This is a genomic window from Acinetobacter sp. YH12063 (assembly GCF_013419715.1).
Taxonomy (GTDB): Bacteria; Pseudomonadota; Gammaproteobacteria; order Pseudomonadales; family Moraxellaceae; genus Acinetobacter; species Acinetobacter amyesii.
On sequence record NZ_VOZO01000005.1, the window covers coordinates 1 to 17730 of the forward strand.

General features: G+C 40.8%; 13 protein-coding genes, 1 pseudogene and 1 riboswitch. Of the genes and pseudogenes, 2 read left to right on the forward strand and 12 right to left on the reverse strand.

Features of this window, described 5'->3' with window-relative positions:
- Window positions 1-368: 368 nt before the first annotated feature.
- From uca to FTU12_RS06280, 4 genes are all read right to left on the reverse strand, one after another.
- Entirely contained in the window at window positions 369-3974 is a 3606-nt protein-coding gene (uca, locus tag FTU12_RS06265; RefSeq protein ID WP_180113979.1) for an urea carboxylase, read from the reverse strand.
- 4 nt (window positions 3975-3978) lie between these two features.
- Window positions 3979-4641: an urea amidolyase associated protein UAAP2 gene (locus FTU12_RS06270; protein ID WP_180113980.1), complete on the reverse strand. Its 663-nt coding sequence runs from the start codon at window positions 4639-4641 to the stop codon at window positions 3979-3981.
- Window positions 4642-4652: 11 nt separating this feature from the next.
- Entirely contained in the window at window positions 4653-5390 is a 738-nt protein-coding gene (locus FTU12_RS06275) for an urea amidolyase associated protein UAAP1 (RefSeq protein WP_180113981.1), read from the reverse strand.
- 29 nt (window positions 5391-5419) lie between these two features.
- Window positions 5420-5531: riboswitch (guanidine-I (ykkC/yxkD leader) on the reverse strand.
- Window positions 5532-5727: 196 nt separating this feature from the next.
- On the reverse strand, window positions 5728-6621 hold the full coding sequence (locus FTU12_RS06280) for a LysR substrate-binding domain-containing protein (RefSeq protein ID WP_168377518.1): 894 nt from the start codon (window positions 6619-6621) through the stop codon (window positions 5728-5730).
- A 190-nt stretch (window positions 6622-6811) separates the two neighbouring features.
- Between FTU12_RS06280 and FTU12_RS06285 the strand changes: the two genes are divergently transcribed.
- The gene (locus FTU12_RS06285; RefSeq protein ID WP_180113982.1) at window positions 6812-7513 is read left to right on the forward strand and encodes an HAD family phosphatase; all 702 of its coding nucleotides are present in this window, start codon (window positions 6812-6814) and stop codon (window positions 7511-7513) included.
- 90 nt (window positions 7514-7603) lie between these two features.
- Here the strand turns inward: FTU12_RS06285 and FTU12_RS06290 are convergent, their stop codons facing one another.
- From FTU12_RS06290 to FTU12_RS06305, 4 genes are all read right to left on the reverse strand, one after another.
- On the reverse strand, window positions 7604-7921 hold the full coding sequence (locus FTU12_RS06290) for a hypothetical protein (RefSeq protein WP_111884393.1): 318 nt from the start codon (window positions 7919-7921) through the stop codon (window positions 7604-7606).
- Between the two features lie 223 nt (window positions 7922-8144).
- Window positions 8145-9644, reverse strand: a complete 1500-nt coding sequence (locus tag FTU12_RS06295; protein WP_180041494.1) for a succinate CoA transferase — start codon at window positions 9642-9644, stop codon at window positions 8145-8147.
- 133 nt (window positions 9645-9777) lie between these two features.
- Complete coding sequence (locus FTU12_RS06300) at window positions 9778-10947, reverse strand: thiolase family protein (protein WP_180113983.1); 1170 nt, start codon at window positions 10945-10947, stop codon at window positions 9778-9780.
- A 101-nt stretch (window positions 10948-11048) separates the two neighbouring features.
- Window positions 11049-12827, reverse strand: coding sequence for an acyl-CoA dehydrogenase C-terminal domain-containing protein (locus tag FTU12_RS06305; protein WP_180113984.1), 1779 nt, complete (start codon window positions 12825-12827; stop codon window positions 11049-11051).
- A gap of 605 nt (window positions 12828-13432) precedes the next feature.
- On the opposite strand from FTU12_RS06305, the gene FTU12_RS06310 reads away from it, so the two are divergent.
- Entirely contained in the window at window positions 13433-14038 is a 606-nt protein-coding gene (locus tag FTU12_RS06310) for a TetR/AcrR family transcriptional regulator (RefSeq protein ID WP_078190941.1), read from the forward strand.
- A 66-nt stretch (window positions 14039-14104) separates the two neighbouring features.
- Here FTU12_RS06310 and FTU12_RS06315 read toward each other — a convergent pair whose 3' ends face one another.
- From FTU12_RS06315 to FTU12_RS16650, 4 genes and pseudogenes are all read right to left on the reverse strand, one after another.
- Window positions 14105-14299, reverse strand: a complete 195-nt coding sequence (locus tag FTU12_RS06315; RefSeq protein ID WP_078190942.1) for a heavy-metal-associated domain-containing protein — start codon at window positions 14297-14299, stop codon at window positions 14105-14107.
- Window positions 14300-14366: 67 nt separating this feature from the next.
- The gene (cueR, locus tag FTU12_RS06320) at window positions 14367-14786 is read right to left on the reverse strand and encodes a Cu(I)-responsive transcriptional regulator (RefSeq protein ID WP_180113985.1); all 420 of its coding nucleotides are present in this window, start codon (window positions 14784-14786) and stop codon (window positions 14367-14369) included.
- Window position 14787: 1 nt separating this feature from the next.
- On the reverse strand, window positions 14788-17226 hold the full coding sequence (locus FTU12_RS06325) for a copper-translocating P-type ATPase (RefSeq protein WP_373684141.1): 2439 nt from the start codon (window positions 17224-17226) through the stop codon (window positions 14788-14790).
- 72 nt (window positions 17227-17298) lie between these two features.
- A pseudogene (locus FTU12_RS16650) lies at window positions 17299-17460 on the reverse strand (cation transporter); the annotation flags it as partial.
- Window positions 17461-17730: the final 270 nt, after the last annotated feature.

Consider the following 17730-nt stretch of genomic DNA (forward strand, 5'->3'; position numbering starts at 1 on the left):
AAAGTCGTTTGAATGATTTCTTCTTGGTCTACGTGCCATAAAATACTCCATATATTGATGTTTATAACATCATTTGAGGAGCAGAGTATCACTTATAGGAGTTGTTCAAATTTCCGGATCCATCTCTCTTGGTCCTTGTGATTGCAACACAACTAAAGCTGCCAAGACCTTTTCTTGTGTCGAATCGTCTTGCTGAGCAAGCCATTCATTAAATACATCTGTGGTCAATACTGTCCACATAGCACAACCAAAATATAGACTATAAGCTATATCATAATTTAATCGAGTAAACACTGCAAATAAAAAACCGCCCTCACGGACGGTCTTAAAATTGCCTCCTTTTTTAAAGGAGGGTTAGTGAGGATTTTTTATGCCACAGGCGACAACGTAAACAAAACTTGCCCTGTTTTCACTGTTTGCCCTTTTTCAATGGTAATTTCAGAAACCTTCATCCGCTCAGGCGCAATAATTGGAATCTCAATCTTCATCGCTTCAATCACCGCAAGCGTTGCACCTTCTTCAACAATATCACCTGACTTGCATTCAATTTTCCAAATACTTCCCGACATGTGTGATTCCACAGCACAACCACCTTCTGGAATTTGAACATCACTATCATCAGTTACAGCATCTAAGCTTTCAGAAACATACTCTGCAAGCCCAGCTTCATGCCAACGACGACGTTCTTCATCAAAATTGGCTTGTTGGACGGATTTAAATGCTGAGATTGATTCTGCATTTTCAGTCAAGAAGTCATTGTATTCTTTTAGGTTTAAAACACCTTCTTCCACACGTAATTTTAAACGTCCTGCTTTAAAGTCCTCACGCATTTGCATAAGCTCGGACTCAGAGACTTCATAAAACTTAATTTGGTCAAAGAAGCGTAATAACCACGGCATACCTTGCTCAAAGTCAGGGTTTTTACGGTAACGAGACCACATTTGCGTAGTACGACCGACGAACTGATAGCCACCCGGACCTTCCATACCGTACACGCACATATACGCACCGCCAATACCGACAGCATTTTCAGGCGTCCATGTCCGTGCAGGGTTGTATTTCGTTGTCACTAAACGCTGGCGAGGATCAAGTGGTGTTGCCACAGGTGCACCTAAATACACATCGCCCAAACCCATGACCAAATAACTCGCGTCATAAACCACATCTTTGACCGCTTGTTTGTCTTTTAAACCATTAATACGACGGATAAACTCAATATTGTCAGGACACCATGGCGCATCTGGACGTACGGTTTGCATATAGCGCTCTGTTGCTAGCTGGGTTTGTGAATCCTCCCAAGCAAGTGGTAAATACACAGTCCGTGACGGTACTTGCATTTGGGTCACATCAGGCAGTTCAGCTTCAGCGACTTGTAGTAAACGCAATAAATCCAATTGATCAAGCTTGATCGAATCAAAATGGATTTGCAGTGAACGGATGCCCGGTGTCAGGTCAATAATCCCGGTAATGTTTTGCTTTTGAACCCATTGCATGAGTGCATGAATACGGAAGCGTAAGTTTAAATCTAAAACCAACTCACCATATTCCACCAACATGTAGTTGTTGCCCGCAGGACGATATACCACATCTGGCAAGCCATTCTGACCTTTTAAAGTATCAAGCACCGCATTTTTTAAGGTGGAAAGTTCAGGATAAAATGACTCATCAAATGCCACAACCTGCGTATCATTTGCTTCTAATTGTGCATGATATTTTTCATTTAAAAGTTTCGCTTGATGATAACTCACAGGTATAAATGTAACTTTGTCTCCTGCTTTCAATTGACCAAGCTTCCAAAGCTCAGAATTAATCACCACGGCAGGACAAACAAAGCCTCCTAAACTTGGACCATCTGGACCGAGAATAATCGGCATATCGCCCGTGAAATCAATCGCACCAATCGCGTATGCATTGTCATGAATATTTGATGGATGCAAACCGGCTTCACCGCCATCCTCACGTGCCCATTCAGGTTTTGGACCAATCAAACGAATACCTGTACGGCTTGAGTTAAAGTGAATCTCAAAAGTATTGGCAAAGAAGGTATCAATGTCTTTTTTAGTAAAGAAGTCTGGTGCACCATGCGGGCCGTACATCACCGCAATTTCCCATTCATGGCTAAACGTTGGCACTTGTTCAGGGGCAAGCGTTTTCACTTCATCAGAGCTAAATCCCGTGATTGGTAACATATCACCAATCAGTAAGTTACGCCCTGCATGACCACCAAACTGACCCAAGGTGAAGGTTGCTTGTGAGCCGAGATATTCAGGTACATTTAAACCGCCTTTAATACCAATATAGGTACGGCAACCTGTCGCAATTTTGCCACATTTGAGCACCTGACCTTTACGCACATTCACGTTCTGCCACATCGGAACTTGAGCGCCATCTAGTGTTGATGGCATATCGCCCCCGGCAAGCACGATTTGGCTGTCACAATGGAATTTTAAAGTCGGACCTTGTAGCGTACATTCTAAGCCTGCAGTGTTATAGGCATTACCAAGTAACTGGTTTGCGACATTCAGTGATAGTGGATCAATGGCACCTGATGGTGGCACACCGACATCCCAGTACCCCAAACGACCTGTCACATCTTGCACAGAAGTTTGAATGCCTGATTGCAACACTTCAATTTTTTGAGTTTTCCACTCGAATGTATTTAAGAAACGTGTGGTTTGCGTACCGGCTTTAAATACATCGCAGTCGATAATATTTTGTAGATATTCAAGATTGGTTTCGATGCCTGCAACCGATGTTTTGGCAAGTGTTTCGGTCATGGCTTGAATTGCTGAATCGCGGTCATCTGCCGTGACAATGATTTTGGCAATCATCGGGTCATAGAATGACGATACATTTGAACCCGTTTCCACCCACGTTTCATTACGCGCATTGGCATCAAATTCAACGTGCGTTAAAAGCCCTGCACTAGGTTGGAAGTTTTTGATTGGGTCTTCGGCATATAAACGCACTTGAATCGAATGACCTTTCGATTCAAGTTGTTCTGTTGGTGTAATCCAATCACCACTGCCTAAAGTCACCATCCATTCCACAAGATCGACACCAAACACTTGCTCTGTCACGCCATGTTCAACTTGCAGACGGGTATTCACTTCTAAGAAATAGAATTCCTGTGTGTCGGTATCCATCACAAACTCAACTGTGCCTGCCGAACGGTAATTTACCGACTGCATCAGCCCAATCGCAATCGATTGAATATAAGCACGTTGCTCATCATTGATATGTGGTGCTGGGGTTTCTTCCACAACTTTTTGATTACGGCGCTGTACCGAACAATCGCGCTCGCCAAGTGCCAAGACTAAGCCTTTGCCATCACCAAAAATTTGCACTTCGATATGACGTGCATTTTGTACAAATTTCTCAAGGTACAAACCCGCATCTTTAAAGTTGGCTTGGGCAAGATATGAAACCGTAGAATAAGCATCTTTCAACTCTTCTTCATTCCACACCAAACGCATACCAATACCGCCACCGCCTGCGGTACTTTTCAGCATCACAGGATAACCAATACGTTTAGCTTCCGTTAAGGCTTCGGCTTCATCTGCCAAAAGCTGACTGCCCGGAAGAAGTGGTACATTGGCTTGAATTGCAAGTTCACGTGCAATATGTTTTAAGCCAAATGATTTCATTTGTGCCGAATTTGGCCCTAAAAATACAATGCCTTGCGCTTCACACAGATTACAGAATTCGGCATTTTCAGACAGGAAGCCATAGCCGGGATGAATCGCTTCTGCACCTGTTTGCTTTGCAACTTCTAAAATTTTATCGACATTTAAATAGCTTTGGCTGGCAGGACTATCACCAATAAATACCGCTTCATCAGCTAAGGTCACATGCAAAGAATCACGATCTGCTTCTGAATACACTGCAACGGACTGAATGCCTAATTTTTTCAGTGTACGGATCACACGGCAAGCGATTGCACCACGGTTGGCAATGAGGACTTTATTGAACATGGTATTACTCCTCGCCTTCACGAATGATCAATTGAATTTTTGTTGGGTTATAGGCATTACATGGGTTATTCAGTTGTGGGCAGTTTGAGATCAATACGACCAAATCCATTTCGGCTTTAATCTCTACATATTTTCCCGGTGCAGAAATACCGTCATCAAATTTCAAATGTCCCTCAGCGGTCACAGGCACATTCATAAAGAAGTTAATATTTGGGCCGATATGGCGCACGTTTAAGCCATGTTTTTTTGCAATCGGATGTTGTGACAACGCAATCATGAAATTATTACGGCAACTGTGCATTGGAAATTTGTCATGTGCATAGCGAACAGTGTTGCTCTCACATGAACATGCACCGCCTAAGGTGTCATGACGGCCACAATTATCGTCATGGATGGTGGCAATTTTATTGCCAAAGTTGGTGTATAGAGCTGTGCCTTTTTCTAAATAGATTTGTTGATTAATAGCCAATGTATCGGTTGCGCTATAACGCTCTTCACGGTTTAGGCTTGAAATAAATAAGGTATCGACAGCTTGATTACCTTCGAGGTCAACGATACGAAAATATTGCCCTTTTTTGACTTCGCACATCCATGCTTCACCAGCAGGACATACTTCGCTTAACACTGATTTTTCAAAATTTTGTGTTGGGTTTACTAATGCAGTCATGATCATCCCCCTCAAGCCGTTAAAGCGTAATAGCGTTTATTATTTTGAAAAGCACGTTGATTTTGCGGGCATGAATCACGACATACATCGGTATCAAGTAAAGGAAGTGCTTTGTATAAATACAATTGAACATCGGCAGGTGCATATTCCGTGCTGTTATCTAATGCATGTGGTGCGGATGATAAGAACACCAAGCAATCCATTTCAAAACGTAATTCAATCACTTGATCAGTATTGTCAGACGCCACATAGCTGAGCTTGCCATTGTCATCTGGCTGTACTTTGGAAAAGAGATTTAAAGTACTACTGAGGTCTGTTGCTGATAAGCCGAATTTGGTCATTTCTAGCAATAGACTATCTTTGCCACTTCGGTACATGTCATTACGGGCATCTTGAAAGGTTTGCGTGCCGAACTGTTTTTCGATTTGCTGTGCGGTGCTTGGCGCACAGAACGCATCATTCCAGCCATGGTCATCTTTAACAATCGAAATCATCGCGCGACCTAAATCCGACGCCAAAATATGACCTGTACTTAAATAAGCCGTGTGCTGCCCCTTAAGACTATCTGGCATGTTGTAGCGTTCAAGCTTATCTTCACTATTTACACAGTACAGTGCCACATTGGCATTTTGCCCTAGCGATTTAAGCTGTAATACTGCCCCACGCTGAATACGCGCTGACCAGTGGTGTCCACCCGGTAAAAGTTCAGTCCATAGTGCTTTATCGTCATGATAATGTATTGTGCTCATTGCAGCCTCTGCCTAATTCTTAACTGTTTACCTCCCGGGCTTTTATCCCTCCGTGCAGCTTTGCTTTGAATTAAAACGAAGCCGTGAACTCTCGGTCGCGGTCATACATGAAGATGTATCGGAACCCTAGATCACTTTATGATGTATGTAGAAATGCAAAGGCTGTGCCAATTTAGTATTACCAATTTATATAAACGTAATACTGCTATTTATTAGACTTTTTTATAGTATTGAGCTATAGCATGACCAAATCGGGTGCAGCCCATGCACAAAATTGCTGCAAAAATTGCAAAAAAAAGCCCAAAATCATTTTTGGGCTTTATGTAATGCATAAAAATTATTTTACCAATATCTCGTGGAACATATGACGTAGCCATTGATGGCTGGTTTTATGATGGCAAGACATATGCCAATATTGCTTCACGCCATAGGTTGGAAATGCAATCGGTGCGTCAAATATTTTTAAGTTGCCGCGCGAAAGCAATACTTCACTCAAGTAATACGGCACAGTAGCAATCGCATCAGTGTCTTGCACGACTAAGCCTACACCTAAATAACTAGGTAAACGCATCAAAATATCACGTTTTAAATCAAGGTTAAGCAGCTCATTTTCAATATGGTAGTGCCCCATCCCTGCATCAATATCAATGTGCGACTCTGATAAATATTGCTCAGTTGTAATGGTGTCACCCTTTAATCGCGGATGATCCTTAGCTGCAATCACCACATAATATTGCTCAAACAGTTTTTGCTGATAAAAGCCGCTTTCCAAATGCGGTAAAAAACCCAGTGCCAAATCAATTTCACCATTCGCCATTTGATAACTGGTTTCAGTGGTAATCGGTCGTACATTTAGACGTATTTGTGGCGCGTGTTTTTTTAGATATTGGCTGATTTTAGGCAATAAAACCAAATGAGAAACATCGGTCATGGCTAGAGTAAATTGTTGATCTGAAATGGCTTGATCAAAATTAATTGTAAAATTATTAATGGCTTCAACTTTACTCAAGGCTTCGCTGACTAAAGGAAATAACTGACGCGACAACTCCGTAGGCACCATTTCATTGCCGATACGTAAAAATAAGGGGTCGTTATAATGCTGTCGTATTTTATTTAAAATATTACTGACTGTAGGCTGACTCATCTGCAAGTGTTCAGCAGCTTGTGACACATTTTTGTACTTATAAACATGAAAAAAAATGCTAAGAAGTTTACAGTCCAATTCAAACACGAAAGATTTAATCCCTAATTAAATATTGCAAGTTATGCTGTGCATCATCTGCTGAATTATACAAAAAGCCAATAACGAAATATTACTTTTATTGCAGATGAAACGCCAGTTTAGCCTGCTCAGTTGCAATCAGCTTTTCAACACTCCAATCCGTCCGCATAATAGACACAGCTCGAATTTGGATATCAACATGCTTCAAGGAAAAAAACTGGTTTGTTTTGATTTAGATGGCACACTTATCGACTCTGTTGGCGTGTGGAATCAGGTCGATGCAGATTTGATTCAACAGTTAACTGGACAAACCATCCAACTGGGTTTAATTCAACGTGAACGTGACATTCAGCTGCAATTATTTAAAAACACACCAGACCCTTACTTAATGTACTGTAACTATCTAAAAGATACTTATAGAATTGAACAACACTCTGCAGATCAAATCAAACAGCAACGATATGCCATTTCACAGCATTTTTTAGAACATATCATCTTGCTTAAACCACATGCAGCGTTATTTGTTCAACAGTTCATTCAGCAAGGCATTCAGGTGGCAATTACCACCACGACCAGCCTGCAAAATATTTATCGATATCAAAAAAATATTAACATTTATCCAAAGCTGCATTTTGAAAATAGTTTTGATCTGATCCTGACCCGTGAAAATGTCAAAAATATTAAGCCGCATCCTGAAGTCTATTTACAGGCGATTGAACATTTTGCAGTAAGACCTGAAGAATGTTTAATTTTTGAAGATTCACTCATTGGTGTAGAAGCTGCAAATGCTGCGGGTATTGAAGTCGTTGCCGTGTATGATGCATATTCAGAACACGAAATTGAGCAAATCAAAAATAAAGCGGATTATTTTATCCATGATTTCTCTTCGGTTTTGAACTGAGTTAAAGCAAATAAACATTCGCTTTAAAGTTAAAAAAGCAGCCCAATTTAGAGGCTGCTTTTGATATTTTTGCATCAATAGATAATTGATCTATTTTACTTTTTTATAAATTGATCCAGACCCGACTAAATTTCCAGTTTTTTCGTCAATCGCAAATTCAACAGCACCTGTACCAGAGTTTACAGCCAGTAAACCAGATTCAGCGACAGATGCAGGTACAGGATTTTTCTTTTCAGATTTACCACTTTGTTTATCTTTTAAAGTATTGGTAATGAAATAGTTTTCACCATTTTTACTAATAATCAACGCATTTTCAAGTTGCGGATCTACTGCGGTATTTTGCCATGTTCCAGCATAATCAGGCGCTGGACTTTGTTTACATGCAGTGAGGAGAACTGCGAACAACATCGCAGAAAATAATTGAATCTTTTTCAAAATACTGACCTTCTTTGTCAATGAGTTTTGCATTATAGAAAGCCTTGAAGAGAACTTAAGACCGTTCATGTTGTGCAAAAGTTGCAAACCAAGTCCTACTGTTTTTCTTTTGTCATGTTTTGAAACATTTGTAGTCTTTCATAATAAATAAGCCCACTTGATCGTGGGCTTATTTAAATATTATCAATCTTTAGATTTATACGATTTGACGCATTGAACCGGTTTCTTCAAAAGTGGCATGCCAAGACAAAGCCTCTTTTAAAATATGCGGCGTTTGACCACCACGCTCACATGCGCGTTCAAAGTAGCTCAACAATGCTGCGCGATAATCTGGATGTGCACAGATTTCAATGACTTTACGTGCACGCTCACGTGGTGAAAGACCACGTAAATCTGCCAAGCCCTGCTCTGTAACCACGATGTCAACGTCGTGGTCAGTATGGTCGGTATGACTCACCATTGGCACGACAGATGAAATCGCACCACCTTTTGCAATCGACTTGGTTACGAAAATGGCAATGTGCGCATGACGAGTAAAGTCTCCTGAACCGCCAATACCGTTCATCATTTTCGTACCCGTCACATGGGTCGAATTTACGTTTCCGTAAATGTCAAACTCAAGCGCCGTATTAATCGCAATAATGCCTAAACGTCGAATGATTTCAGGGTTATTGGATAGCTCTTGTGGACGTAACACAATTTTGTCTTTGTACTGATCAAAATTGTTCATCACGTGCTGTGCACAAGGCTCAGATAACGTCATTGAACAGCCTGAGGCAAATTTCATTTTTCCAGAATCAATTAGCTGGAAAGTACAGTCTTGTAGTACTTCTGAATACATTTCCAAATCATGAAAATTCGAATGCTCAAAACCGGCAAATACAGCGTTGGCAATCGAACCCACACCTGACTGTAGCGGGCCTAAATTTTCAGGCAAACGCCCTGCTGCGACTTCACCTTCAAAGAAATCAATCAGATGCTGAGCAATCGCTAGGGTTTCAGCATCAGGTTCATCCATTTTAAACTGGGTATCTGGCAGATCATTCAACACAATAGCTGAAATCTTATCGGGGCTGACATTGATCCCAATCGTACCGATACGTTCACCGACCTGAGTCAGTGGAATTGGCCCACGGTTTGGTCGCACTTTCGGCACATAAATATCATGTACACCTTCGAGCACTGGGTTAATCGTATTATCAATTTCAATAATCACATGATCTGCCATTTCAATGAAATTGGCTGAGTTACCACATGAACCTGTCGGAATAACTTGACCATCTTCTGTAATTGCAGTCGCTGCAATAACGGCCACATTAATGCGCGGTAAATTATGATGACGAATATTATCGGCCATTTCAGACAAGTGTTGGTCAATATACATGACCTCGCCAGCGTTAATGGCTTTACGTAAACCAGGATCTGCCTGATACGGATAACGACGTTCTATCGCATGCGCCGCATTGAGGCGACCATCGATACTATTTCCTAAACTAGCACCCGTTGCCAACGTGATACGAAGAGGATGTGAAACTGCATGATCTGCAAGTGCCAAAGGAACCGTCTTTGCCTCACCTGCACCACCAAAACCACTTAAACCAACCACTGAACCATCTTGAATTAACTCAATCGCTTTTTCAGCAGACATCACTTTGTCGCGAAGGGAGAGTAAGCGAATGCGATCTAAACCATTCATAATTAAATCTCAAAAAATAAATATCTCAAAATAAACATCTTTTTTCGCCATCCCAGCGAACTGAGATAGCGTTTGTTATTGCTTATCTAAAAACGTACTTATCTAAAAGCTTACTTATATAAATTGAGGCAAATTAAATCAGTTCAACCGCAATTGCAGTTGCTTCACCGCCACCAATACACAGTGCTGCGACACCTTTTTTACCGCCAGTGCGTTTTAAGGCATGAATCAGCGTCACAATAATACGTGAACCTGATGAACCTAGTGGGTGACCAAGTGAGCAAGCACCACCATGAATGTTCACTTTTGCTTCATCTAAGTTAAATCCATCAATCGCCAGCATTGTAACCATGGCAAATGCTTCATTGACTTCCCACAGGTCAACTTCTTGTGCATCCCAACCGGCTTGTGCAAGTACTTTCTCAATAGCACCGACTGGAGCAATCGTGAATTCTGACGGATGCTGTGAATTTGTAGCATAAGCAACGACTTTTGCCAGTGGTGTTAAACCACGTGCTTGAGCCGTTTCTTCTGATGTAACCACCAAAGCTGAAGCACCGTCAGAAATTGAGCTGGCATTGGCAGCTGTGATCGTGCCGTCTTTTTTGAATGCAGGACGCAGTGTCGGGATTTTTTCAGGCTTAGCACTTAATGGCTGTTCATCTGTGTCAACAACGACGTCACCTTTACGGCTTTTAACGGTAACCGGCACGATTTCATTTTTAAAGAAACCGCCTTGAATCGCGGCAACAGCTTTATTAAGTGAGTTGATGGCAAAAGCATCTTGTTGTTCACGTGTATAGCCTTTTTTATCTGCCATATCTTGTGCCAGAATACCCATCGATAAACCTGTCTCAGCATCTTCTAAGCCTTCTTGAAACATGTGGTCTGTAGTTTTACCATGCCCCATACGATAGCCTGAACGCGCTTTTTCAAGTAAATATGGCGCATTTGACATCGACTCCATACCACCAGCAACCACAATATTAGCAGAACCGGCTTTAATCGCATCAGCTGCTTGCATCACTGCCTTCATGCCTGAACCACAAATTTTATTAATCGTGGTGGCACCCGTTGTATCTGGCAAACCTGCTTGACGCATCGCTTGGCGTGCAGGACCTTGTTTAAGACCAGCCGGTAATACACAGCCAAAAATAACTTCGTCAATATCTGTAGGTTCTAAACCTGCACGTGCAACAACAGCCTGAATCGCTGCAGCACCTATGTCTGGGGCTGTACAAGATGAAAGTGAACCCTGAAAACCACCCATCGCTGTACGTACGCCATCTACAATTACAATCATTTCTTATTTCATCCTGTTTTAAATCTTTTAACCCCAAGGAACCATGACTGGTTCCTCAGATTTTCCATCTTAATGTTTTTCACAGTGGTTTCGATGAAACCTTAAGATTGAGCGGTGAAGTATTCTTCAGATAGCTGCATGATAAGTTCAGAACCTGCTTTAATGCGTTGAGCACGAGCAGCAAGGTCAGGTAGAACTTTCTCAACATAGAAATCTGCGAGTACCAGTTTGTTTTGGAAGAAGCTCTCTGGTTTTGCAGCCGCAGCTTTGCTAATACGCGCAAACATATAAACGAAGCTGAGTAAACCAACAGCGTGCAGGTAATCGACTGCCACCGAACTGCTAAAGTCTGGGGTGGTCTTAGATTGTTCTACAATGAATTGCGTTAATGCTTCAACTTCGTCAGAAACTTGCAATGCTGCAGATTTAACTTTTGAATCAGCCATGGTTGCAGCAAAATCACGAATTTCAGTAATGTATTCGGCAATAAATGCACCATTACATTTCGTGGTTTTACGTCCAATTAAATCAATCGCTTGTACGCCATTTGTGCCTTCGTAAATCTGTGAAATACGTAAGTCACGAATGCATTGCTCCATACCCCATTCACGGATATAGCCATGACCACCAAAACACATTTGCGCGTCTAAAGTAGCTTGTAGGGCTGTATCTGTTAGGTAGGCTTTTGCAATAGGTGTCAATAAAGCCACGCGGTCATTGGCTTTTTTCACTGCAGCTTCGTCAGTTGAATATTTTGTAATATCCAGTTGCTGACCAACATACACAGCAAATGCACGAGATGCTTCGTTGTTGGCGCGTACATTCAACAACATACGACGTACATCACCATGTACTAAAATAGAGTCTGCTGGTTTTTCAGGAGATTTCACACCTGTCGCAGAACGACCTTGTAGACGATCAGTCGCATACTGTGCAGCATTTTGGTAAGCAAATTCTGCTGCGCCAATCCCTTGGATACCCATCGATAAACGTTCGTAGTTCATCATGACAAACATCGCCGCAAGACCTTCGTTTTCTTTACCAACGATATAACCTTTGGCACCATCAAAGTTCATAACACACGTTGCAGAACCTTTAATACCCATCTTGTGTTCAATTGAACCCGCTGATACGGCATTACGTTCACCGACTGAGCCATCGGCATTGACATGGAATTTTGGAACGATAAACAATGAAATACCACGTGAACCCGCAGGTGCATTTGGCGTTTTTGCTAACACAAGATGGATGATGTTTTCACACAGATCATGTTCACCACTAGTGATGAAAATTTTAGTGCCTGTAATGTTAAATGAACCATCTTCATTCGGCTCTGCTTTGGTTTTAATGATCCCCAAATCAGTCCCTGAATGTGGTTCAGTTAAACACATAGTGCCTGACCATTCACCCGTATAAAATTTTGGAAGATAGGTTTCTTTTTGCTCTTGCGAAGCACGGTCATTAATCGCCATACCTGCACCCACAGTCAGTAGTGGATACAACATAAATGATGGATTGGTACTCCAAATCATTTCGTCAGCAAGTACTGTCAACATTTTCGGCATGTTTTGGCCGCCCCATTCTTCAGAAGCGCCTAAACCAACCCAGCCACCTTCAGCGAATTGTTTAAAAGCGTCTTTAAACCCTGTAGGCGTAGTAACAACACCATTACTAAACTGCGCACCACCTTCTTCATCTGCAGTACGGTTCAAGTCTAGAATAACGTTTTTAGAAAACTTAGCCATTTCTTCTAAAATGGCATTTGCAGTCGCCATATCAATATGAGCTAAGTTTTCATTTGACTGCCAGAACTCATCTGCATTGAATACATCATTTAAGATGAAGTCCATGTCCTTTAACGGCGCATTGTATATTGGCATTGTACTTTCCTTTTCTACAGGCTTTGTCAGCGTCTTTGACAAAGTACTTTTTTAAAGTTGCACGCTCCCGCACAAAATCATCAAATCAATTTTGTGTGGATTTTTTAAAGATCTGTTTTTTCAGATAGATATCTAAAATGGATATAGATAATGTGTTTTTACCGACAAGTGGAAAATAACCACCTGATATTTTGAGCAGCATTATTTTATTACAATTAAATAAATTTATTGAATTGACTAAATTTATAATTGGTAATTGATTAAAACCAAACATAATAGTACCTATAATCATGTTTAATTTAGGTTGGATTAATAACATAACAACCAAGACCGTTTTGTTAAATGCTGCTTTTGTTGTAAAAGCGAAAAGACAATAAATTAAAAAAAATAAAAATGGAATTTTATTTCAAAAAAATGACCTCAAGGGTTCAGTTTTATTGACATTAATTTTATGCTATGAATTCTATATGTTTTACGCACTCTACTAATGTGTTTATTTTTAAACCAATTTATGTAATATTTGAGACCATAGTGGAATGTAAGATTCACAAGATTTAGCTTAAGCTAGGCTTGTTCACCCTCAAGATGTTTATGGAACAGTTATCATGAGTTCAGTACGCCAACAAAATTTTATCCTTCGCAAGGAAAAAATTTTAGCCATGGCAGAAACCCTGCTATTAGATAATAATCAAGACATCACCTTAAGTGAGTTAGCTTGTGAACTAGATATTGCCAAAGGCACGATTTATAAACATTTTAAAAGTAAAAACCAATTATATTTAGAACTTATTATTTTAAATGAAAAACGATTATTAGAAATTTCAAAAAAATATAATCACGATATTAAAACTTATGTTTCACAATATATGCTTTATAATATGTTGAATTCTAATAGAACCATATTATTACATGTCATTGAAGAACGCTTAACCAATAATGAACGTAAATTAAAAGAGTTATTTGAAGAGCTCTATCGTGTTCGTGAAGAACGTATTATTGAAATTAAGGATATGACCAGTGATTATCTAAAATCACTTGAAAGCGCAATGTCGATTCGTGATTATTTATCCTATATTTGGACGGTCACTTATGGTGCGTCCCTACTCCTTAATTCAACGCATTATCAAAAATCAATCGGTTCTCGTGAGCGTTTAATCAAGCTATATATTAATCAGGCGCTGATGACGCCAGATAAAATTTCAGCCGTATAAAATTGATTTATAAATAAAAAAGCCGAACAAATGTTCGGCTTTTTTATTCATTCGACAGTATCTAAGTTATGCAATCACAGGTGGGAAACCATCTTCGGTTAAAGCGCTAATCAATTGCTCTGCACTAGCACTAGATTCAACGTCAACTAATTTTGTTGCTACATCAATAGTGACCGTTGCATTTTCGTCTAAGTCTTTAATCGTTGCTGTCACGCTACGTGCGCAACCACCACATGTCATATTATCAATACGAAATTTCATGCTGTTCATCCTTATTTTCTAATATTCAATACTATAAACCTTGACATGATTGTAAGGTCAAGCGAGTTTAATTCTTCGATGTATGACAACACTCAGCCATGCCTGTTTCGATTTGATTTAAAATCGTACAGTCGGCTTGATCATTACCAGCACAGCCATCGACAGATTGTTGCAAGATCTCAACCATAGCCTGTAAGTCTGCGATTTTTTGATTTAAGGTCTGGATATGTTTTAACGCCAATGCCTTAACTTCTACACTTTGCCGACTTTGATTTTTCCAAAGTCCAAGTAAATCTTTCATTTGTTCAGAAGAAAAACCTAAATCACGCGCATGTCTCAAGAAACTCAAGGTTTTAATATCGGCTTCCGAGTAAATTCGATAGCCTGCATCGGTGCGCTGTGCATTATTTAACAGCCCAATCGATTCATAATAACGGATCATTTTTGCAGAAATGCCCGAAGCTTTTGCTGCTTGTCCAATATTCATCTCAAGACTCCTGAAAAACTGGCCCTTTAAATGCTTTTAAACGTAAGGCATTCGACACAACAAACACCGATGAAAGTGCCATTGCACCTGCTGCGAACATAGGTGAAAGCAATATGCCAAAGAATGGATATAACACACCTGCAGCGACAGGAATCAATGCTGCATTGTAAATAAATGCCCAAAATAGGTTTTGGCGAATATTATTCATCGTCGCTGTGCTCAGTGCGATTGCTGTCGGCACCATTTGTAAATTACCCGACATAAGCACAACGTCCGCGGCCTCTATCGCCACATCTGTCCCTGTACCAATCGCCATGCCCACATCTGCTTGCGCAAGTGCAGGCGCATCATTAATACCATCGCCAACAAAACATACAACACCATGTTCTTTTTGCAACTGTTGTACAGATTGCACTTTTTGATCTGGCATCACTTCAGCAATCACATGATCAATTTTCAACTGTCGTGCTATGGCAGAAGCAGTATGTCGGTTGTCGCCTGTAATCATGGCCACTTTCAGCCCTAAATCATGCAAAGCTTGAATGGCTGCGAAGGTTGTGGCTTTGATCGGGTCGGCTACAGCAACAATGGCAGCAAGCTGTTGATCGATCGATACATATAGCGGGGTTTTCCCTTCATTGCCCATGCGTTCTGCCAGTGCTGAAAAGATTTGTGTTTCTAAACCAAGTTTATGCATCAAATGATCTGCACCAATATAAATGCTTTGTCCTTCAACAACCGCCTGAATCCCAGCACCAGTCACGGAATCAAACTGTTCAACTTCTAAAAGTTGCACTTGCATCTCTTTCGCAGCTTGTACAATGGCATAGGCAATCGGATGTTCAGATTTCTGCTCTACAGAGGCCAATAACTGAAATACGCGATCTTTATCAAAAGCTTCAGTGACTTCAAAATCAGTCAGTTTCGGTTTACCTTCCGTCAAAGTCCCTGTTTTATCAACTGCAACCACTTGTGTATTTTTGAGTTGTTGTAAGGCTTCACCTTTACGGAATAAAACTCCAAGTTCTGCACCACGCCCTGTACCGACCATGATAGATGTTGGCGTTGCCAAACCCATTGCACATGGGCATGCGATGATCAGTACTGCTACAGCATTGACTAAAGCATAGGTTAAACTCGGTTCAGGTCCTACAACATACCAAACTAAAAAGGTGATCAAGGCCAACGCCATCACCACTGGTACAAACCATAACGTGACTTTATCCACCAAAGCTTGAATTGGTAATTTTGAACCCTGAGCCTGTTCGACCATATGGATAATTTGTGCCAAAACAGAATCTTGACCCACCGCAGTGGCTTGTATTTTCAATGCCCCATTTTGGTTAATGGTTCCACCGACAACTTGATCACCGGCTTTTTTCTCGACAGGAATTGGCTCGCCACTGATCATGGATTCATCAATATAACTGTTCCCAGACACTACAGCACCATCGACTGGGCAACGTTCACCAGGCCGTATTTCAATCAACATACCTGTTTCAACATCGCTAATCGGTAAATCTATATAGCTACCAGATTGCTCTACACGTGCAGTTTTGGGTTGCATACCGACTAAGTATTGAATGGCTTGCGATGTTTTACCTTTGGCTTTCGCCTCCATAAAACGACCCAACAGAATCAACGCCACAATCACTGCAGCTGCTTCAAAGTACACATGAACGGTACCTTGTGGTAATAATTGCGGAGCAAACGTGGCAACGCAAGAAAAACTATAAGCAGATAAAGTCCCGACTGCGACTAAAGAATTCATATCTGGGGCAAGTCGCGCAAGTGCTGGTATGCCGTGCTGATAAAAGCGTCTTCCGGGTAGGATTAACACCAAAGTGGTTAATATAAACTGAATATACCAACTATTTTGTGTCCCTAAATTATGCGCAATAAAATGATGAAAAGCTGGAATCATATGTGATCCCATCTCCAAGATAAAAACAGGAACAGCGAGTACCAATGCGATGATTAAATCACGCTTGAGTAACCGAGCTTCGTCGGCTTTTTTTTCTGCCATTGTGGGTTGTTGCTGCGTAGCAACGGTCGCACTATATCCCGCTTTTTTAACTGCCGCGATCAATTCTTGTGTTTTTGAAGCGGGAGCCTGAACAAAGGCTTTTTCACCAGCTAAATTTACCGTTGCTTTATTGACACCGTCTACAGCGTTTAAGGCTTTTTCAACCCGTGCCACACATGAAGCACAGGTCATTCCATCAATATTTAATTCAATATTGGGCTGTGCAATATGAAAACCTGCTTTTTCTACAGACTTCGCCAATGCAGAATTTTCAACAGATGCCAATGCCGTAATCGTGGCTTTTTCAGTTGCCAAATTCACTTTTGCATCGATGACTTCTGGAACTACCTTTAAGGCTTTTTCAACACGTGCAACACACGATGCGCAAGTCATTCCTTCAATTTCAAGTTCAATCTGCTTTTGTGCAACGCCAAAACCTGCCTTTTCAACGGCCTGAATTACAGCAGAATAATCCACATTTTTATCACTCTGAACATGTGCTGTTTCAGTGGCTAAATTCACTTGAGCATCAGTGATGCCATCGACTTTTTTTAAGGCTTTTTCAACCCGTGCCACACAAGAAGCACAGGTCATCCCTTCAATAGCAAGTGTGCCATCAAAAAGTTTGCGTTCTGTCGAATCTATCATGGCAACATCCCAATCATATGTGCTTGTTTTAGGCTATAGCTTAAACTTTACCACAATGGGAAGGTCAAGTTTTTCTGACTCACAGCAAGGCTTTTCTTTAAGGTATAAAGAATTGCGAAGATTTAAAAACATAATCAATAATATTGAATAATGATTATTAAATTAGTTTATTTTTCTGATATTAAAACTACACCTTTCCTCATTATTCAGTAAGATAGAGATTCGTGACCACCAAACGAATTACTCTCTTTCGCATGTACAAACTGTCGA

Excerpts from the sequence above, each read along its gene's own strand:
- uca (WP_180113979.1), bottom strand. The coding sequence starts at position 3,974 with ATGTTCAATAAAGTCCTCATTGCCAACCGTGGTGCAATCGCTTGCCGT.
- FTU12_RS06270 (WP_180113980.1), bottom strand. The coding sequence starts at position 4,641 with ATGACTGCATTAGTAAACCCAACACAAAATTTTGAAAAATCAGTGTTA.
- FTU12_RS06275 (WP_180113981.1), bottom strand. The coding sequence starts at position 5,390 with ATGAGCACAATACATTATCATGACGATAAAGCACTATGGACTGAACTT.
- FTU12_RS06285 (WP_180113982.1), top strand. The coding sequence starts at position 6,812 with ATGCTTCAAGGAAAAAAACTGGTTTGTTTTGATTTAGATGGCACACTT.
- FTU12_RS06290 (WP_111884393.1), bottom strand. The coding sequence starts at position 7,921 with ATGTTGTTCGCAGTTCTCCTCACTGCATGTAAACAAAGTCCAGCGCCT.
- FTU12_RS06295 (WP_180041494.1), bottom strand. The coding sequence starts at position 9,644 with ATGAATGGTTTAGATCGCATTCGCTTACTCTCCCTTCGCGACAAAGTG.
- FTU12_RS06300 (WP_180113983.1), bottom strand. The coding sequence starts at position 10,947 with ATGATTGTAATTGTAGATGGCGTACGTACAGCGATGGGTGGTTTTCAG.
- FTU12_RS06305 (WP_180113984.1), bottom strand. The coding sequence starts at position 12,827 with ATGCCAATATACAATGCGCCGTTAAAGGACATGGACTTCATCTTAAAT.
- FTU12_RS06310 (WP_078190941.1), top strand. The coding sequence starts at position 13,433 with ATGAGTTCAGTACGCCAACAAAATTTTATCCTTCGCAAGGAAAAAATT.
- FTU12_RS06315 (WP_078190942.1), bottom strand. The coding sequence starts at position 14,299 with ATGAAATTTCGTATTGATAATATGACATGTGGTGGTTGCGCACGTAGC.
- cueR (WP_180113985.1), bottom strand. The coding sequence starts at position 14,786 with ATGAATATTGGACAAGCAGCAAAAGCTTCGGGCATTTCTGCAAAAATG.